Below are 18,341 nucleotides of genomic sequence, written 5' to 3' on the forward strand. Positions count from 1 at the left end.
ATATGATTGTATAAAAGACATTAACATATATTATTAAAAAAGGGGAAGCATATGAAAAAGTTATTTTTTATATCATTATTTCATTTATTTATTATTCAACAAATATTTCCACAAACAATTCAGAATAACCTCGCTTGTCAGCCAGAAATATATTTTAACATTTTGGATGCGAGTGGTGCACACTATGAGATAAATGCAATAAGGTACAATAATGAACCAATATTTGATAAATATTATAGAATAACTGAAAACTATAATTCTGCGAATGACTATATTTATGCACCAGCGGGTTTATGGACTGAGCATGTTGGTTTTGATCATGTCATAGATAATAATGCGGGCTGTAGAAATGAAATAGTTGGATATGGTAGGTATTCAATAAGTATATTAAGAAATGAGAGTGAATCATTTCAGTTTTATTTAAATCTTAGGCATAGTATGGTTTCTTTTCGTGATCTTTTTTTTAAAATATATGGTAATAATACACAAAATATTTACTTAGTAGAGTTACGTTATTATCGTTATGAAAATAATGAGTGGGTCCCATACTTTAAAACAATTTATAATAATGCAATTGTCAATTACTGGGAAGAAGTTGACGAAACTCAAAATTTAATAAACTTCTTTCCTACTCAAGAAATCATATCAAATAATTTAATTATCCCAAATGAAGATTTTAATAATATTCAAGGAAGCTTAACTGTAAATGGTGGCGTTACACTAACAATCCAAAATGGAGCTCAACTTAGATTTGGAAGCGGGTATTCATTAATCATAAATGGTACATTAAATGCAAATAACGTGTACTTTACACGTAGTGGATCAACCGGAACTTGGGGCGGTATACAATTTAATTCTGGGGCAAGCGGAACGCTTTCTTATTGCACAATTCAAAATGCACAAAATGGTGTTTATAGTAACGGATATTTACCAAATATTACAAACAGTACTATTGCAAATAATAATATTGGAATTAATTTATATAACACCGGCGTTCAGACAAACAGCATTTCCAATAATTTAATCCAGTATAATACCACCCATGGGATAAATCTTACTAATTCAAGTCCAAGAAATATATCAGGTAATCAAATATATAATAACGGCCAAGCTGGAATCTATTGTATAAATAGCTCAACACCATACATATACAATAATCAAATTACAGGGAATAGTGCAGCCGGAATAACTTGTGCATTGTATAGCCCCGCTCGTTTAGGTAGTTATAGCGGGGGAGGAGGTTATAACTTGATAACAGGTAATAATTGGGGAGTCGGCTGTGGATATGAAAGCCATGCCATTTTAGGGACTACATCTGGGTATGGTTACAATAGTATTCATAGTAACACTAGTCACGAAGTTAAGAGTGAATATGATAGTAATGTTATGGCTGAAAACAACTGGTGGAATAGAACAACACCCCCATTCTATATTGCCAGTGATTTTTATACTGCCTATGGCGGTACGATTGATTATAACCCGGCTTTATCCTACAATCCTCTAGGCGGACTTATGAAAACAACATCAAGTGAGTACAATTATGACATAACAAATGAAGAAAGAGGATTTTCATTCTTAGATTCTGAATTAAGAGAGGCGCTTAATAATCTTATTAAGGGTCAATATGAAGAAGCAATATTAATTTATAAACGAAGGTATAAAAAAGAAAATGATATCGGGAAAAAGAAATATATTTTAGGACGATTAGCAGAATGTTACAATTTATCTGAGAAAGAAGGATTTATATTTTTCTTGAATAATGACGTACGAATAAACTCGGAAGGTGAATTAATTAGAAAAGATGAACTTTATGCAACATCATTGTTCTTGGAAAATATGTTCTTGATAAATGAAAAAAAATATGCACAGGCAGTGAATAATTTTGAAGCATTACTAAAAGACTTTCCTGAAAACGGAGCAGTAATAAAATCAGCACTTTATAACCTAGTTTGTCTAAATCACAATCAATTAAACGATGTTAGTCGAGGTAAAATCTATATAGATGTATTAAAAACAAAATATCCAAATGACGAACTTACCCTGCAAGCAATGTTGACCATAGGTGAATTTGATAAGAACTATTATCCAAAACCCGAGCTTAAAAAAGAAGGGGCTGTAAAAAATGAATTATTAAATTCGTATGAGTTGTTGGGCAATTATCCGAATCCATTCAATCCGACGACAACAATAAGCTACATAATACCTGAGTCTGGTATAGTACAGATAAAAATATTTGATATTTTAGGGAAAGAAATAGCAACCCTATACGATGGAAATAATTCAGCAGGTAAACATAGTATTGTTTGGGATGCAAATAGTGTAGCAAACGGAATATATTTTTATAGTATAGTATTCAATAACCAGAGACTGTTTAAGAAGATGTTGTTGCTGAAATAATATTCAGTTTATGAAAGCGGGATTATCTTCTGTTTCTGTCTTCATTTTTGAAGGGGTAAGTATAACCCGCGGGTCAACTTGACCGCGTTTTCATTGCAGCAAATGTGTAATTATGAAGTTGTGTTTGTAAAACAAAGTTGCTCATTAATGTAGGTTGTTCTAAGAAACATTTTTATAAATACAAAAGTAGTTGCAACTATTCGGTATTCCTGTTCTGGGCTGCCGATTAGCAGCATCGTTTTAGGTTTTGCATAATATGGTAAAAAATTATTTAATAGCAGTATGTGATATTATGGGCTTTTCTCAACAAGTCGAACGATTTGATTTGATGAGCATTGTAAGCAATTCTATTGAACTACTTAAAAAAACAATTCATCATTCCATTTTCAAAGAAGACTTTCCAGATAAATCACCACCCGTCAGTGAAATAAAAAATCAAAATAAAATTGGTTTTGCATGGTTTTCTGATACAATTCTACTATATACTTTGGAAGACACTGATGAAAATTGTGCAAAATTAATTGAAACTGTTGGTTGGTTACTTTTTGAAAATATAAATAATCCAAATACTAGATTAAGAGCAGCCATTTCATATGGCGAAGCATATATCGATAAAACTGAAGATATGTATATAGGCAAAGCAATTTTAAGCGCATTGAAACTAGAGAAAGATCAAGATTGGTCTGGTTGTGCATTGACTTATGATGCTGAAAAGAGACTTCCGACTTATTTAAAAGATGGAAATGGATATACATGGTTAACTTATTATGATGTTCCACTAAAAAGTTGCGGTAAAGAAAAATTACTTACTGTTAATTGGACTTATGGTTCTCACATTGATTTTATTATAAACTGGACCGCTACAAGAGAAGAACCTTCTGAGGAAGAGTGCATTAAATATCCAGATATCGTGCGAAAATGGAAAAACACAAAAGAATATCATGATAAAGCCTGTTTTTGGTGTAAAAGAAAAACCTAACCTCTTTAATAAGTAAAAAGTCCCAGCAAAAATACTGCGGGATGATCAATAGGACAGAATAATATTTGACCGATCCGTAAAGACGAATTATGGTAGGTATTAACAAAATAATAAAATAATCAGTAAGTGTTGTCCGTGAGACCGAAGTCAGAAAATTGGGATAATAAATCCCAAGGGTAAGCTGTTTTTACTTGACTTTCTTTTCTATAGACAATGCCGTTAGGTGCTTATTTATGAATCCATACGCACTATATATTAAATGTGATGGCTCTATGGATTATGATTCTAAAAATACCGGCGGTGTTGGTTTTGAAATAATATTCCCTGATTCAGTTGAAAAGGAAAATATTCACGAATCGTTTGGTAGATATGAAGGAGCTAATATAGAAAGAATTGAAATGGAGGGATTGATTTCTGGAATGGAATACGTGATTGATCTTTATGAAAGAGAAGCAAACAAACTTTCGAACATTAATACAATTATCTTCATTACAGATAGATTTAGATTGAGTGATAATGAAGGAACTAATCCCTTCAAAATCCAAGAATGGAGAAGAAATAAATGGTGTAATCATGAAGGCAAGGCAATAAAGAATCATGATCTTTTAGATAAACTTGATAAGAAGAGGAAAAAGCTATCAGAAATTGCCCATAGCAAAATATTCATTGAGTATAGACCGAGGAAACAAAATAAGGTCGCTGATAAATTAGCCAAAGCCGGCAAAAAGCTTTCATTACCTGATCATAGCATTGCAATAAAAGGGCTTAAAGTTGGTAAAAGAAAGTTTGATGGTAATGAAATAAAGTATGATATGATAAGAGAAAATGAAGAAATCCATATTCATGTCTTTCTTAAAACGCCAGTAAACAAACAGTGGGAAATATCTACAGAAGTTTGTGAAGGATCAAATATCGGTAAAAAACTCAAAATATATTCAGACGACAAATTAGCTGTAAAGTTGCAGCGAAGACATGAATACAAAGTAAAAATCAAAAAAGTATTTTCACATCATACTGAAATATATCGCACATTAAAAGAAGTTAAAAATGTAGCAAAGAATAATGCACCTAACCGCTTAAAAAAGGATTTAGTCAAGAGATAAATAAAATCCAGAAAACAACGCGGACGCCCCCGCAAAATACACTGGGCAAGCTGTTTCGCATTCAGAAAAGTTGTGGGCGGTTTGTGATTCAAGTTTAGAGATTTCTGGGATTACAAGATCAAAAACGCTTCGGTTTGTTTTTCTTCTTTGAGCTCGGCTTCAGCTAAAAGCTCATCGAGAAAGTTGGTGGTTTCTGTTTGCATTGGTTTTGCTCCTATTAGGTTGTTATTAAACGGACGTATTGTTTGTTGAAGAAGCTTTTTGTAATATTTATATTAAATCTCAGATAATCAATATGGTACTAAATAACAGTAGATTGGGGGAGATTATGAAAAAATATATTATTCTGGTTTTTATTCATGTAATATTAAATGGGTGCTGGAGTAGTGATTCTGATAATCTAAACGAAACTGGCACTTCAACACCATTACCACCAACAGTAGAAACGTTAGCCTTAGAAAATATCCTTTCAAATTCGGCAAGAAGTGGAGGAATTGTTACAGCTGAAGGCAGTTCGATCGTAACAGCAAGGGGTGTTTGTTGGGATACATCGCTTATTCCAACAACTGCAAATAGCAAGACAACAGATGGAAGTGGAACTGGAAGTTTTACAAGCCTAATAACAGGATTGAGCGCAAATACAACCTACACTGTTAGAGCTTATGCTACAAATAATGCAGGCACAAGCTATGGGCGTAAAGTGAGTTTCACAACTACGGCAACTATTACAGCACCATCTGCACCTACTCTTACATCACCAACTAATGGCGCAACAAACCAATCTACAGATCCAACATTAAGCTGGGGTGCAAGCAGTGGAGCAACAAATTATACGTTGCAAGTATCTATAAATAGTTTGTTCAGCAGTTATGTTCATAACCAAAATGTAGGCAATAACACAAGCCAACAATTAAGTGGTTTAAGTAATAACACAACTTATTACTGGCGAGTAAATACAAGCAATAGCGTTGGAACATCAATCTGGTCAAGTATATGGTCTTTTACAACAACAAACGGAATCAGTGTCGACGGGACACCATGCCCAGGCACGCCAACAGTAACCTATGCTGGCAAAACATACAACACAGTTCAAATAGGCACGCAATGCTGGCTAAAAGAGAATCTTGATATCGGTACCATGGTTTATATGATTGACTCACAATCAAATAATAGCTCTATCGAAAAGTATTGTTATTACAATGATCCTGACTTATGCAAAACTTACGGCGGTCTATATCAATGGGCGGAGGCAGTGCAGTATAAGAATGGTGCAACAAACATAAACTCAACAAATCCGGCATTCAGTGGGAATGTACAAGGTATCTGCCCAAGCGGTTGGCACATACCCACACTAGGAGAATTTGAAACATTAAAAGCAGCAGTAAGTAATAATAGCAATGCATTAAAAGCAATAGGTCAAGGAACTGGCAGCGGAGCTGGTACAAATACAAGCGGCTTTTACGCGTTGCTGGCTGGCGGCCGCTGGCACGATGGTAACAACTACGGTTTAGGTGAAAAGGCTATCTTTTGGAGTTTTACGGAAAAAACTCCTACTGCTGCGTACCATATGTCCCTGGACTACGGTACTAGCGATGTCCACCTGACCGACATTTACATTACTAAGAAAAACGGTTTTAGTGTTCGTTGCGTTAAGGATTAGTCTATTTGTCTATTTATATTTGTCCCCTTACGGGGACACGATTTAAAATATATTAGGTGCTTATGGCATTAGCCGAAGAATTACCGATATACAAAGCAAAGTAAAAGAGAGTGCAGAGTGAAGAGTGATGAACGAAGAGTGAAAAAATATGTAATTCTGTTATGCGGGTTATTAAGCTTTTTTATAACAACATTAGTTTATAGTCAAAAATTAAAGATAAAAATAAACGGCTATGATGCAAAGCTATATCTTTCAAAGATAGTTGGTGAAAAAGTAAGTTTAATAGATTCTGTTGAAGCAAATAACAACAGTTTTACATTAACTCTTCCTCAAAACAATTACGGTCTATACAGAATTACATTCAATAATAACAAATGGATAGATTTTATAAACGATGGTAAAGATGTTAAGATTGAAACCGATGCTAAATATATTCTTGATAGCCTTAAGGTAACTGAATCTGAAAGCAACAAACTTTTTTACTCTTTCCTAAAGCTAAATAAAGCATACAAGACCAAAACAGAGTTGCTGCAGTTTGTTCTTGCAAGATTTCCCCAAGATGATGAATATTACCACGTTACTAAACAACGTTTGCAAGATTTGCAGAATGAATATGTTGAATTTGTAAATGTAACTGCACAGAAAGAACCGCAGTCGTTTGTTGCAAAATATATTTATGCCTCTCAATTGCCGATTATAGATCCCGAGATTCCATTCGAAAATCACTTGGGTTATCTAAAATCTCACTCGCTTGATTACGTTAATTTTGATGACGTTGCTTTGATTAACTCTGATCTGTTCACCAACAAATCAATTGAGTATTTAACTTATTTCCGCAATCCACAGCTGCCGAAAGAACTACTTGAAAAAGAATTTATGAAAGCAGTGGATACTCTGCTCAATAAAGCAAAAGTAAACCAGCTTGTTTATCAACATATAACCGAATACTTAATTGATGGTTTTAAGAAGTTCGGCTTTGATCAAGTGCTCGATTACATTGTCGAGAATTACGTAATCAAAGATGACCTCTGCCTTGATGTGAAAACAGAAGGATTAATTAAAAGAAGAATTGAGCACGCAAAGAATTTTAAGATTGGTGCAGTTGTGCCAAATATTGTTTTGCCGGATATAAATGGCAAACAAGTTGAGCTGAAGAAGATTAACGCAGAGAAAGCATTAATTGTGTTTTACGCTAGTTGGTGCCCCCACTGCAAAGAGTTATTACCAAAACTTAACGAACTTAAAAAACAGAAAAGCGGTAAACTGGAGGTTGTAGCAATTTCTTTAGATGATAAAAAAGAAGATTGGGTAAACTTTGTTAAAGCAAATTGCCCTGATTTAATAAATGCCTCTGATCTTAAGGGTTGGGATGGTAAAGTTGCCACCGATTATTATATGTATGCAACACCAACGATGTTGCTAGTAGATAAGCAGCTTAAGATTATTGCTAAACCAATGGAATATGACCAGATAATTAATCACCTAAATTAACCGCTTCTCAAGAGTCTGTAAAATAATTTGTGTAAACGGATATTCGAGTTAAAGTACATTTTCAAGTCTGCCCAGATTTCAGAGCCACTCAATGAGTGGCTCATCTGTACTCAGTTTTTGCTTAATGATTTGTACACCAGATAAGCAGTTAACCCCAGCCATCCAAACATTCCAATCACATTCACCTTTTTATAACTGATCCCGGTTCTTTTTGAAATATACTCCAGTGTATCAACCGTGCGGTCAAAGATTTCATCAAACATTAAGCCTCCGATAGTTTAAATAAGATTTCTCTCTACAAATGACATGTACTTATCATCAGCGAAGATTAAATGGTCAAAGATGTTTATCTCTATAACTTTACCAACTTCAACCAATTTTTTTGTTATTGCGATATCTTCATTGGATGGATCCAGATTACCCGATGGATGATTATGCGCAATAATTATGTTTGCACAGTTGGCAACAATTGCGCTTCTAAAAACTGCTCTTGGATCAACAACAGCAGAGTTTAATGTTCCAATGGAGATGATCTCAAATCCTTGAACTCTGTTAGCACTGCTCAACCAAGCTACAAGAAAAACTTCTCTCGATTCATCTTTCATTATAGGACTGAATAGATCATAGACATCTAGAGGGGAGGTTATTTTCTTTTTAGGCAATTCAGAGTATTCTGGATACTTTAAAGATGTGTCCTTGAAAGTCCAGAATAAAGTTTTGAACTTTACTTTTTTATCAGCCATTTATCCTCCGGAAAGATTATGCATACCTTTAGTGCGTTGAATAAATAAAGTAATTGCAATCTGGTTTACATTTGCCATTCCGTTGAAGCGGTTCTGAAGTCGGAGAGCTTCATTAAAAGATTTTTCCATAGCTGTATAGAAAACATCTTCATTTGGTGTCGGGGAATTATCTTCCATGGGCTTTTCCAACTTTTGAACATCCCATGTTACAACGATTTTGTTACCACGACTAGCGGCAAGTTTTGTTACCATCAACTCATCATCTTTCTTAAACAACTTCAACTGTTTGTGTAATTCGTCAGCTGCAAAAAGTGAATATTCACTTGCTCCATCACCGTTTTGTATTGCATACAGATAATACTTCCCATACTTGGAAGAACCTTCAACACAGTCATTAAACAAAAGTTTAATCCTGGTTGGTTTGTTCACTTCCAGTTCCATTTTTGGACGTTCCATTGACGTTTCCTTTTAGTTTTATTGAAAATTTGTCTGCTGATTCAATCAGAGCGCATCCTTGCGGTACTTTACCGCTCATTTTGTAAAATGCCTTGATCTTGCCTAGATCAGGTTTTACTACTTCGGGGGAGACTGATGTCAGCTGAGATAGATTTGGATTGAGAAGAAAATTATCGAGATTCTCAACAATTAGTTTTTCGATCTGTTTACGGCGTAGCAACTGACCATGAGCCAGGTCGATTGTTCTGACTGAAGGTTCCTGCTCATTCATAAAGACTTCGAGTTTTTTGGTAAGCCATTCAACTCTATCATTAAGTTTTGAACTCTTCGAGAGGGCCCATTCTTCAATGATTCTTTTTTCCTCTTCCGCCTGAAGCATTGTTTTACTTATCTCATTTGATAGATTCGATATTTCACGAAGAACCAAATCTACATGAGCCAGTTGCAACTTTTGCTCTTTTTCTTCAACTTCAATTAGCAGTTCATCTAAAAAGTTATCTTCTTTCATTCTTATCCCCACCCGAGTAATTAATAAGTAGCCATATAATAGCTTTGCCGATGACTACAACGGTCTGACAAATAAATTCTTTAATTGATTTCATAGTTTGTCCTTTGTTTAATACTGAAATAGCTCTTCTTCACTTATCTCAAGGCCACATTGTTCACAACGATTAAACAGTTTTCCCAGATGATATCTAGTTTGCTCCAGACACCATGGGCATTCAATCACGAGTTCATCGTTATCGGCTTGCCTTCCAAAATAATGATCATGTGAAGAGTACATGAATTGTCTGGGTGAATATTTACGGTAGGATTCAACTCCTTCGGGTCCAATAACAAGTGAATGGTTATTCTTTATCTCATAAAAGTGAAAACCTTCTTCACCAAGATTAAATCCTCGATGAGAATGAGTCTTAAGTTTCATTCCTTCTTGCATTATTCTTCTTTCAGAGCAGAAATAAAGAATATCATTCTTCTCATCATAATAAAGATCAATCGGGTTGTCCTTTTTAACAAGTGTTAGTTTATCTGGTTCATCTTTACTGATAACGGCAAAAGCAAAACTGCCTTCCAATCTATCAAAGACTCGTTTTATTTTATCTCCTTTACCACGAGAAGAGAGCACAGCTAGTATTGCCTCCGAATCTACTTCACCATCTCTCTGATTTTTACCGAAGATTTCTTTGTCATTGTAGATGATTCCGTTATGAACAATACAAACACCTTGTTTTGTGAAAAGAGGATGGTTGTTTTGATTGTTTTTGTTAGTTCCTTGAGTTGCTGCTCTAGTGTGTAATATCATCGATTTTGACAAATTGACATTTTGCCATTCTGACATCTTCACAAACTCAGAGGACTTTACCGCTGCCTTCTGAACTATTAGCTGTCCATTCTCTATAAAAGCAAAACCCGAAGCGTCTCTCCCTCGGGTCTCAAGTAGTGAAAACATTTCAGTTATATGTTCTTTGCTCGGACGTTTCTCGCCAAAGCAATAATATCCCATTATACCACACATGGTATTTTCTCCAAATTGTTTTTAGTAATTGGTTATGCTAAGGCGAGTTCTTTTACTTCTGTGATCTGTTTGATTAGTTTTATTACTGTTGGCAAGTGATCTTTGCGGAGTGAATAACTTATTCCGATACGGTTTGAACCAATACCTTCGATTATTTTTAATTCTAAACCGTTAATAAGAATAAAGTCTTTTACTTCTTCCATTAAATTTGGACTTACGGAGAGTTGGTATTCATCCCGGTCAATTAAGCCAAATAGATATATCGGATTATCAACTAAACCAACGCTGTCTCTAATCTTCTGAAGCAGAAAATCATTTTTATTGATCTTCAAAAGTGATTTGTGATTGGATCTATCTGATAACCAGCTTCTTGATAACTCGAGAATAAGTTTTCTATCGGAATCATATACATGAGGATTATCCGGTGAATCATCATCATGCATATTTTCATAACAGCTACTGCATAATGGATCTCCTTCGTCATCCCATTGCGTCTCATCACGGGAAATGACTTCGTCACATCGGTTACAGTAATTATAGTTTTCTGAAAAACATTCCTCGCAATAGATCTCGTCATTAGAAGCTGTTCTTATCTGATGTGACTCTAATTCACATTGACATACACTGCACTGGCTCATGCTGCCTCCGCCGAGATAAACCCCCAATTAGGGAGTATGTTTGAATTCCAATTGAGGTGTTTAGTTAGAAGAAGGTCTAATTCCTTTAATCCTTCCAGACAATCCTCCGGGATCTCAGTGAAATTGTTTTTGAAGTTTTTTAGAAATGTTTGTGAATGCTGGCGCCCTTTGATCTCAGAGAAATCCAGATTTAACTCAGTTGCTCCAAGTATAGCTAGCTTTGCCATAGTTAGTGTAACAAGGGTTGTTGAAGGGGATAAGAGCCAGCTGCCTGGAGTGCGGTACTCAAATCCATGAGGTTGATTTCTGAATGACTTTCTTTTTCCATATCCGCATTTTTCTCTTTTAGTTCTTTGATCTCTGTCATCAATACAATTACTAAGTGAATAAAGAACTGTATCAAGAGCGTTTATGATTTCTGGTTTAGGTTGAATTGAGAAATGAATATGTCCGCCAATTGCATATTGATCTGAAAAATGGCCGGATATAAACTCGAGATCAGGTTGTTTAGAATGACCATACTCGATAATTTGATAAATCTTTGCAGTTAGATCGATGGGGGATTCGGAAAAGCCGGGGCGAAGCTCAGCGACAGACTCGCATCCATCTAAACCGAATGAAGAATTACTTTTGAAATAATTATGAGCATTAACAAAACGACCGTTTAATCTGCAAACCAGTTCTGGATCGCAGCCGAGGGTGAAACACATAGTAACTCCTTGTTAAGTTGATACTATTAGTCTTATACCAAAAATTTATTTTAACTTTTACTGTTACCCGTTTCCTTGACAATCTTATCCTTTAAATCTAATTTCGGTTTGAAATAAGGCGGGTTCCGGTCGTTGTATTGGGGGAATCCTTGTAATTACTTAATAACTTATTACAGTTTATTAATGAAGCTTAAAACTCTTTCTCCAAGACAGTCATTAAACAAAGCATTTCTTAAAGAAAAAATATCCCGTTCAGAATTCGAACTTTTAAAATCAAGCTTAACTCAGCTTTTCACAAAGATTGATTTTGAGGAAAGTGAAGAAAACTCCAAAACAATCCTTCGAGACTTTCTAAACGACATTCACTTTCAAGATAAACACCACATTAATACGCTCAGAGATATTGATCTAGTTATCTATCACGAAAACAACCAGAATAAACCTGCTGTACTATTAGAAGTAAAACGACCAAAGAATAAACCTGAAATGATTACAAAGGATAATCTCAATGCAAAAGCCATGCACGAGCTTATCCGTTATTTCTTAGAGGAAAGAATCGATTTCAAGAACAACGAAATTAAATTCCTTGTTGTTACCAATATAAAAGAGTGGTTTATTTTTGATGCGGCTCTTTTCGAAGCTCTCTTTTTCAAAAACAAAGCTTTTGTTAAAGAATATGAAACTTGGCGCGATAAACAGAAAGTTTCCGGAAATACAGATCTTTTCTACAATGAAATTGCAAAGCCTTTCCTTGCCGCTCTAAAGGATGAAATCATTTTCACTTACTTCAACTTAGAAGAGCACAAAAAGCTAATTAAGAAAGATGATCCCGAGAGTAAGAAGCAGCTTATTGCAATCTATAAAATTCTTTCACCCGCACATTTACTAAAGAAACCTTTTGCTAATGATAGCAATTCTTTAGATCGCAATTTTTATACAGAGCTTCTGCATATTATTGGTTTGGTTGAAACCAAAGTAAAAAACAAAAAAATAATCAGCAGAAAACCTAAGGAAGAAAGAAACCCCGGCTCTATTATTGAAAACGCCATTGTAATTATTGAAACAGACAATGTGCTTTCCCGCTTAAAGAATGTGGAAAAATATGGTTCTGATAAAGAAGAGCGTTTATTCAATCTTGCTTTAGAACTCTCTATCACTTGGATAAACCGAATTCTTTTTCTTAAACTTCTGGAAGCGCAGCTATTTAAATATCATAACGATGAGAAACACAAATTCCTAAATAAAACAGCCGTTAAAGATTTTGATGAGCTTTATAAACTCTTTCATCAAGTTCTTGCAATTCCGGTTGCGGAACGCACTGAAATTATTAATAAAAAGTTTGGCTTAGTTCCATATCTCAATAGCTCACTTTTCGAAATTAGCGATCTGGAAAGTGAAACTATCAAAGTAAATAGTCTTGATGATAACACTCCGCTTGAACTTTTTAAGAATACAATCTTAAAAGACAAATTTGGTAAAAAGCGGTTAGAATCTCTTCCTGTCCTTCATTACTTGTATGAGTTTCTTGATGCCTACGATTTTACTTCTGAAGGAAAAGAAGAAATTCAAGAAGATAAAAAAATTCTTATCAATGCTTCTGTTCTTGGTTTAATCTTCGAAAAAATTAACGGCTATAAAGATGGTTCTTTTTTCACACCCGGCTTTATTACAATGTATATGTGCCGGGAAACTCTCTCCCGTTCTGTTGTTAATAAGTTCAACCAAAAGTATTCATGGTCTTGCGAATCTCTCACCGATCTTAAAAATCACTTGTCACTAAAAAGAAATTCAAAAGATATTCTGGAATTCAACTCAGTTATCAACTCTATTAAGATTTGCGATCCTGCTGTGGGTTCCGGCCACTTTCTTGTTTCCGCCCTTAATGAACTAATTGCAATAAAATCGGAACTAGGCTTGCTGGCGGATTACCATGGGGAAGTGCTTTCCGGTTACTTTGCCAATGTAGAAAATGACGAGCTTATTATTTCCTGCAATAATGGAGAAGACATTTTTGAATATCATCCTCCCCTAACTTCCGGATTGTTATCTCGACCGCAAGGGAGAGATCGTTCATTTAACATAGTCCAAAGAGTTCAAGAAACTCTCTTCCAAGAAAAACAAACAATAATAGAAAACTGCCTCTTTGGGGTAGATATAAATCCAAACTCTGTAAAGATTGCTCGGCTCCGCTTATGGATTGAGCTACTTAAAAATGCTTTTTACACAAAAGAAAGCAGATACACAGAACTTGAAACATTGCCTAACATTGATATTAACATCAAAGAAGGTAATTCTTTAATCAGTCGGTTCCCATTGAATGCCGATCTTAAACCCGCTCTTAAAACAATTAGATACACGCTCGAAGATTATAAGAATTTTGTGAAAGATTATAAGAACACTAACGATAAAGAACAAAAAGCTAACTTCCGGAAATTTATCGATGATATTAAAAGCAATTTCCGCACGGAAATTGGCAAGACCGATCCACGTCAGAAAAAACTAAATGATCTTCTTTATGAGTTACATCAAAAATTCCGGACTGAACGTTTATTTGGGAATGATGACCTTACTATTAAACAGAAAGAAAAACTAAAGAAGGAAGAATCGGATCTTGAAAAGAAGATTGAAAAACTTAGGAATGAATTAAATGATGAACGCAGCAACGTCATTTACAATAACTCTTTCGAGTGGCGTTTTGAGTTCCCCGAAGTTCTTGATGATGATGCTAACTTTGTTGGCTTTGATGTTGTGATTGGCAATCCGCCATATATCAGACAGGAAGATTTTAAGCATTGGAAAGATTACTTAAGTCAAGCTTTTTCAGTATATACTGGTCTTAGCGATCTTTATGTTTTTTTCGTAGAAAAGAGTTTTCAAGTATTAAGAGATAACGGTGATTTCTGTTTTATTCTTCCAAACAAATGGATGCAGACTGGTTACGGTAAGCCGCTAAAATCTTTGATTCTCAATAACAAGTTAAATTCTATAATTGATTTTGGCGATCTGCAAGTTTTTGAAGAAGCTACAACATATCCTTGCATACTTAGCATTTCTAAAGATGAACCAGCAGTTTCATTCTTATCAGCAAATATAAAATCGTTAGAATTTAGTGATTCATTTCAAGAGTATGTTAATAGCATTTCAATTGATATGCAGTTAGAAAACATATCTACCGAATCATGGATTATTTCTTCCTCATTCGATAATCAACTTATATCAAATCTAAAATTACGGTTCGATACATTAGATGGTTATATAAACGGTAACGCTTGTTACGGTATTAAAAGTGGATTAACAGAGGCGTTTATAATTGATGATATTGTAAAACAAAACTTGATAAATGAAGATGCTAATAGTATTCGCATTATAAAACCACTACTTCAAGGACGCGATATAAATCCATATTCAACACCGGTTGTTGATAAATACTTATTATATGTCCCATGGCATTTCCCTTTACAAAATGATTCGACAATAAATGGTAATTCAAGCAAAGCTGAGAAAGCTTTTAAGGATCAATATCCGGCAATTTATAATCATCTTTATAAATACAAAGCTAAACTTGAAAAAAGAAATGCTGCTGAGACCGGTATTCGTTACGAATGGTACGCTTTACAAAGATGGGCTTCTGAATATATTCAAGAATTTGAAAAACCTAAAATCATGTATCAAAGATTTCAAGTAAAGCCATGTTTTATTTATGACGAAAAAGGTCTCTTTTGTAATGATTCTATTTGGTTTCTTCCAACTACTGATAAAGTTTTATTAGCTGTTCTAAATTCAAAAATGGGCTGGTGGTTAATTTCAAAGCATTGCACAGCAATTCAGAATGGTTATCAATTGATTTGGGATTACCTCAAACAAATTCCAATTGCAACAGCTAATAAAGATCAATCTAAATTAATCATTTCATTAGTTGATAAGATTATTACTGCTAAAGAAAACAATCCTCAATATGATTCGTCCATTATGGAGACAGAAATCGACAAACTCGTTTACCAGCTATACGGTTTAACAGAAGAAGAAATAAAAATTGTAGAAGGCAGCAATTAAGATTATGGCAAAAAAAGTGCTGACAAAAGAAGACTTACGAAATATCACTTTGCACCGCTCCCAATAATAAGGTAATCGTCGAGATATTTTTTCATAGTTAAGCGATCACTCTTGACCCTCAACCATCCGAATTTATTAATAAAGAACATCAAAAAATAGTTTTCGATTACAAAGCTGGTTCTGTTAAATATTTGTAAGACCAGAAACAAATTGAACTAGTTTTGCATAATTTGCTTTCTAATGCAATAAAATATTCACCGAGCGATGGTGAGATTGTTTTTTTAATAGAATCAAATCCAGAAGTACTTCAAATAACTATTGAAGATTAGGAATTGGAATTGCTCTTGAAGATACTGTCCCTATTCTTTATTCAAAACTTAACTAAAATTGCTCTATTGACTTGAAAATCGAACTGGGCTTTAGCTATCGAAATTGAAAACACTGATTATTATGGTGGACTATGATTGCAAATAGAAATGGATATACATCGGTCAATTAAGACTTGATAAGAAGGAAGTCGAGAAGGATTACTTACACCACGCTTCGGTAATAATAATTGTGGAGTCCATTAGCTGCCGTGACTTTCTAAATTTTACCGATTTCCTTTGCTGGCTGAGCTTGCGGTGAATCTTTATTCAAACCAAGATGAGACCGCTGATTGTTGTAATAAAGAAAATATTCTTTCGGTAGTTTTCTCAAATGATTTATATTCTAAATAGTAATACCAGACTTTCTTTCCAGTTATTAAAGAAAGAGATATTATTGGAAAAGAAGAGTTTTCCTCATCGAGTAATTTGAACCTTTTAAGAGCTTCGGTTTAGGATTTCCTATTGTTTTCAGAGGAAAATAATTTCAATCTGTAATTGTGTTCTTGATTTAAAGAAGCTGAGTAGAACTATGAGCATAATAGGTTTTAATACGTTAATAAATGGAGAACGAAAATAGCAAATTGAGCTCAATAGCATCATTTTGGACGCGGATGGCATTTTAAATAGCGACAATTCCAGATAGTTTGATAAGCGGATATCAGAATAAGAAATACTACTTGTAGGATGTAGTTCTTTTTTCATCCTTTTGGTCGATTGAGCCTCTCCTAATGATTTTTTATTATATAATGAAAATTGTTAATGAATTCTTTAAAGAATAAAAAATGAATATCAAAAAAGAATGCTAGTACAGGAGATTATAAAAATGAAAATTAAAATTCCCGAATCATTAAAACTTGAGCACGAAGAACTTCACAGTAAGCTTGCCGAAGCTACAAAAGTCGGGGGCAAAATTGCAGATGCCGCAAAACTTGTTGCACAGACTCTTCATCCGCATTTTGTTGCCGAAGAAGAATTTGCAATTCCACCGCTTGGTATTTTACCTCAATTGGTTGAAGGGAAAGTAAATGAAGAAATGAAGGAAATTTTGATGTTGACCGACAAATTAAAAGCCGAGCTTCCTAAAATGTTACAAGAACATAAAGCAATAGTTACAGCGTTAGATGGACTTGTCAAAGCAGCGCAGGAAGAAAATAAACCTGAATACGCTGCATTTGCAGAAAAACTTAAACTACACGCAAAAACTGAAGAAGAGGTTACTTATCCAACGGCTTTGTTAATTGGTGAGTTCCTTAAGCTTAAATTTAAATAACCGCTGTGAGATCAATAAAAGCGGAAAAGTTTAGCTGTTGACCGAGTCCGCAAATTAAATTAATTGGTTAGAGATTATGTTCGACATCACATTTGTAGCCATGAAATCGGAAGAAAACCTGAACAAGGAAATAATTGAACTTAGTTTGACCATCCAACAGAAGTATCCTAAGCTATCTGACTATTTAGCAGAAATGACAATTACAATCCCAAATATTGAGAAGCCTCTTATAAAAATTAAAAACTTAAATGATTATTCTGATTCACTTACTTCATTATTTGATAATTATATTCGTGAACACTTACCACAAGAATAAAGATGAATAAAGTTAAACGTGTGTACGAAAAATCATCAAAATCAGACGGATTCAGAATTTTGGTTGATCGACGCTGGCCAAGAGGCTTAACAAAAAGAAAAAGCAAAAATTGATTTGTGATTTAAAGAAATAGCTCCGAGTAACGAACTTAGAAAATGGTTTTCCCACGATCATGAAAAGAGGAGCTCATTTAATAAAAGTATAAAAATGAAATAGAAGTTGTAAATAAAATTTTATGAAAAGGAGTTAGAAAAATGTCTAACACACAAAGAGAAAGTCTTAAAGATAGAACACTCAAAGCGCCGCTGCTTACCTTCGCTATTGAAGAAAAAATTGCTCAGTTAAAAAAAGAAACGGCGTGGATTAACGGAGATCGTAACGCTGTTACCTTACAGAAGAATTCAAACATTCGTATTGTGTTAATATCGTTACGTAAGGGGGCTACATTAAACGAACATAAGGTTGAAGGACCCATAACATTATTTGTATTATCCGGTAAGATGAATTATATTGCCGGAGAGGAAAAGATCGTTATAGAAACAAATGGACTAATTGTATTAGAAAAAACTATTCCTCACGATGTTGAAGCATTGGAAGATACAATTTATATTCTCACTATTATTCAAAAAAAATAAAACTAT

17 protein-coding genes are annotated in these 18,341 nt (G+C 34.3%); 10 read left to right on the forward strand and 7 right to left on the reverse strand.

The window, feature by feature from the left end:
• Positions 1–51: 51 nt before the first annotated feature.
• From KF816_02905 to KF816_02925, 5 genes are all read left to right on the forward strand, one after another.
• Positions 52–2,397: a right-handed parallel beta-helix repeat-containing protein gene (locus KF816_02905; protein ID MBX3006955.1), complete on the forward strand. Its 2,346-nt coding sequence runs from the start codon at positions 52–54 to the stop codon at positions 2,395–2,397.
• A gap of 256 nt (positions 2,398–2,653) precedes the next feature.
• Positions 2,654–3,376 carry a hypothetical protein gene (locus KF816_02910; protein MBX3006956.1) on the forward strand — a complete coding sequence of 241 codons (723 nt, stop codon included), beginning with the start codon at positions 2,654–2,656 and terminating at the stop codon, positions 3,374–3,376.
• A gap of 233 nt (positions 3,377–3,609) precedes the next feature.
• The gene (locus tag KF816_02915) at positions 3,610–4,479 is read left to right on the forward strand and encodes a hypothetical protein (GenBank protein MBX3006957.1); all 870 of its coding nucleotides are present in this window, start codon (positions 3,610–3,612) and stop codon (positions 4,477–4,479) included.
• A 295-nt stretch (positions 4,480–4,774) separates the two neighbouring features.
• Positions 4,775–6,139: a hypothetical protein gene (locus tag KF816_02920; GenBank protein MBX3006958.1), complete on the forward strand. Its 1,365-nt coding sequence runs from the start codon at positions 4,775–4,777 to the stop codon at positions 6,137–6,139.
• A 117-nt stretch (positions 6,140–6,256) separates the two neighbouring features.
• On the forward strand, positions 6,257–7,630 hold the full coding sequence (locus tag KF816_02925) for a redoxin domain-containing protein (GenBank protein MBX3006959.1): 1,374 nt from the start codon (positions 6,257–6,259) through the stop codon (positions 7,628–7,630).
• A gap of 110 nt (positions 7,631–7,740) precedes the next feature.
• Here the strand turns inward: KF816_02925 and KF816_02930 are convergent, their stop codons facing one another.
• The 7 genes from KF816_02930 to KF816_02960 all read right to left on the reverse strand — a co-directional run bounded on the left by KF816_02930 (position 7,741) and on the right by KF816_02960 (position 11,693).
• Positions 7,741–7,893 (reverse strand): hypothetical protein, encoded by a 153-nt coding sequence (locus tag KF816_02930; protein ID MBX3006960.1) that lies wholly within the window; start codon positions 7,891–7,893, stop codon positions 7,741–7,743.
• 15 nt (positions 7,894–7,908) lie between these two features.
• Positions 7,909–8,373, reverse strand: a complete 465-nt coding sequence (locus tag KF816_02935) for a hypothetical protein (GenBank protein ID MBX3006961.1) — start codon at positions 8,371–8,373, stop codon at positions 7,909–7,911.
• Positions 8,374–8,829 (reverse strand): hypothetical protein, encoded by a 456-nt coding sequence (locus KF816_02940; protein ID MBX3006962.1) that lies wholly within the window; start codon positions 8,827–8,829, stop codon positions 8,374–8,376. It lies immediately after the preceding gene.
• Positions 8,780–9,337: a host-nuclease inhibitor Gam family protein gene (locus KF816_02945; protein MBX3006963.1), complete on the reverse strand. Its 558-nt coding sequence runs from the start codon at positions 9,335–9,337 to the stop codon at positions 8,780–8,782. Before KF816_02945 ends, KF816_02940 begins: the two co-directional genes overlap by 50 nt.
• 108 nt (positions 9,338–9,445) lie before the next feature.
• Positions 9,446–10,345: a class II glutamine amidotransferase gene (locus KF816_02950; protein MBX3006964.1), complete on the reverse strand. Its 900-nt coding sequence runs from the start codon at positions 10,343–10,345 to the stop codon at positions 9,446–9,448.
• A 32-nt stretch (positions 10,346–10,377) separates the two neighbouring features.
• Positions 10,378–10,983 carry a hypothetical protein gene (locus KF816_02955; GenBank protein MBX3006965.1) on the reverse strand — a complete coding sequence of 202 codons (606 nt, stop codon included), beginning with the start codon at positions 10,981–10,983 and terminating at the stop codon, positions 10,378–10,380.
• The gene (locus KF816_02960) at positions 10,980–11,693 is read right to left on the reverse strand and encodes a hypothetical protein (protein ID MBX3006966.1); all 714 of its coding nucleotides are present in this window, start codon (positions 11,691–11,693) and stop codon (positions 10,980–10,982) included. Before KF816_02960 ends, KF816_02955 begins: the two co-directional genes overlap by 4 nt.
• Positions 11,694–11,876: 183 nt before the next feature.
• On the opposite strand from KF816_02960, the gene KF816_02965 reads away from it, so the two are divergent.
• The 5 genes from KF816_02965 to KF816_02985 all read left to right on the forward strand — a co-directional run bounded on the left by KF816_02965 (position 11,877) and on the right by KF816_02985 (position 18,335).
• Positions 11,877–15,746 carry a class I SAM-dependent DNA methyltransferase gene (locus tag KF816_02965; GenBank protein MBX3006967.1) on the forward strand — a complete coding sequence of 1,290 codons (3,870 nt, stop codon included), beginning with the start codon at positions 11,877–11,879 and terminating at the stop codon, positions 15,744–15,746.
• Between the two features lie 1,191 nt (positions 15,747–16,937).
• Positions 16,938–17,384, forward strand: a complete 447-nt coding sequence (locus KF816_02970; GenBank protein MBX3006968.1) for a hemerythrin domain-containing protein — start codon at positions 16,938–16,940, stop codon at positions 17,382–17,384.
• A 76-nt stretch (positions 17,385–17,460) separates the two neighbouring features.
• Positions 17,461–17,700, forward strand: a complete 240-nt coding sequence (locus KF816_02975) for a hypothetical protein (GenBank protein MBX3006969.1) — start codon at positions 17,461–17,463, stop codon at positions 17,698–17,700.
• A gap of 2 nt (positions 17,701–17,702) precedes the next feature.
• The gene (locus KF816_02980) at positions 17,703–17,813 is read left to right on the forward strand and encodes a DUF488 family protein (GenBank protein ID MBX3006970.1); all 111 of its coding nucleotides are present in this window, start codon (positions 17,703–17,705) and stop codon (positions 17,811–17,813) included.
• A gap of 141 nt (positions 17,814–17,954) precedes the next feature.
• Positions 17,955–18,335: a cupin domain-containing protein gene (locus tag KF816_02985; protein MBX3006971.1), complete on the forward strand. Its 381-nt coding sequence runs from the start codon at positions 17,955–17,957 to the stop codon at positions 18,333–18,335.
• Positions 18,336–18,341 lie beyond the last annotated feature (6 nt).

The organism is Melioribacteraceae bacterium, from assembly GCA_019638015.1.
Classification (GTDB): domain Bacteria; phylum Bacteroidota; class Ignavibacteria; order Ignavibacteriales; family Melioribacteraceae; genus JAHBUP01.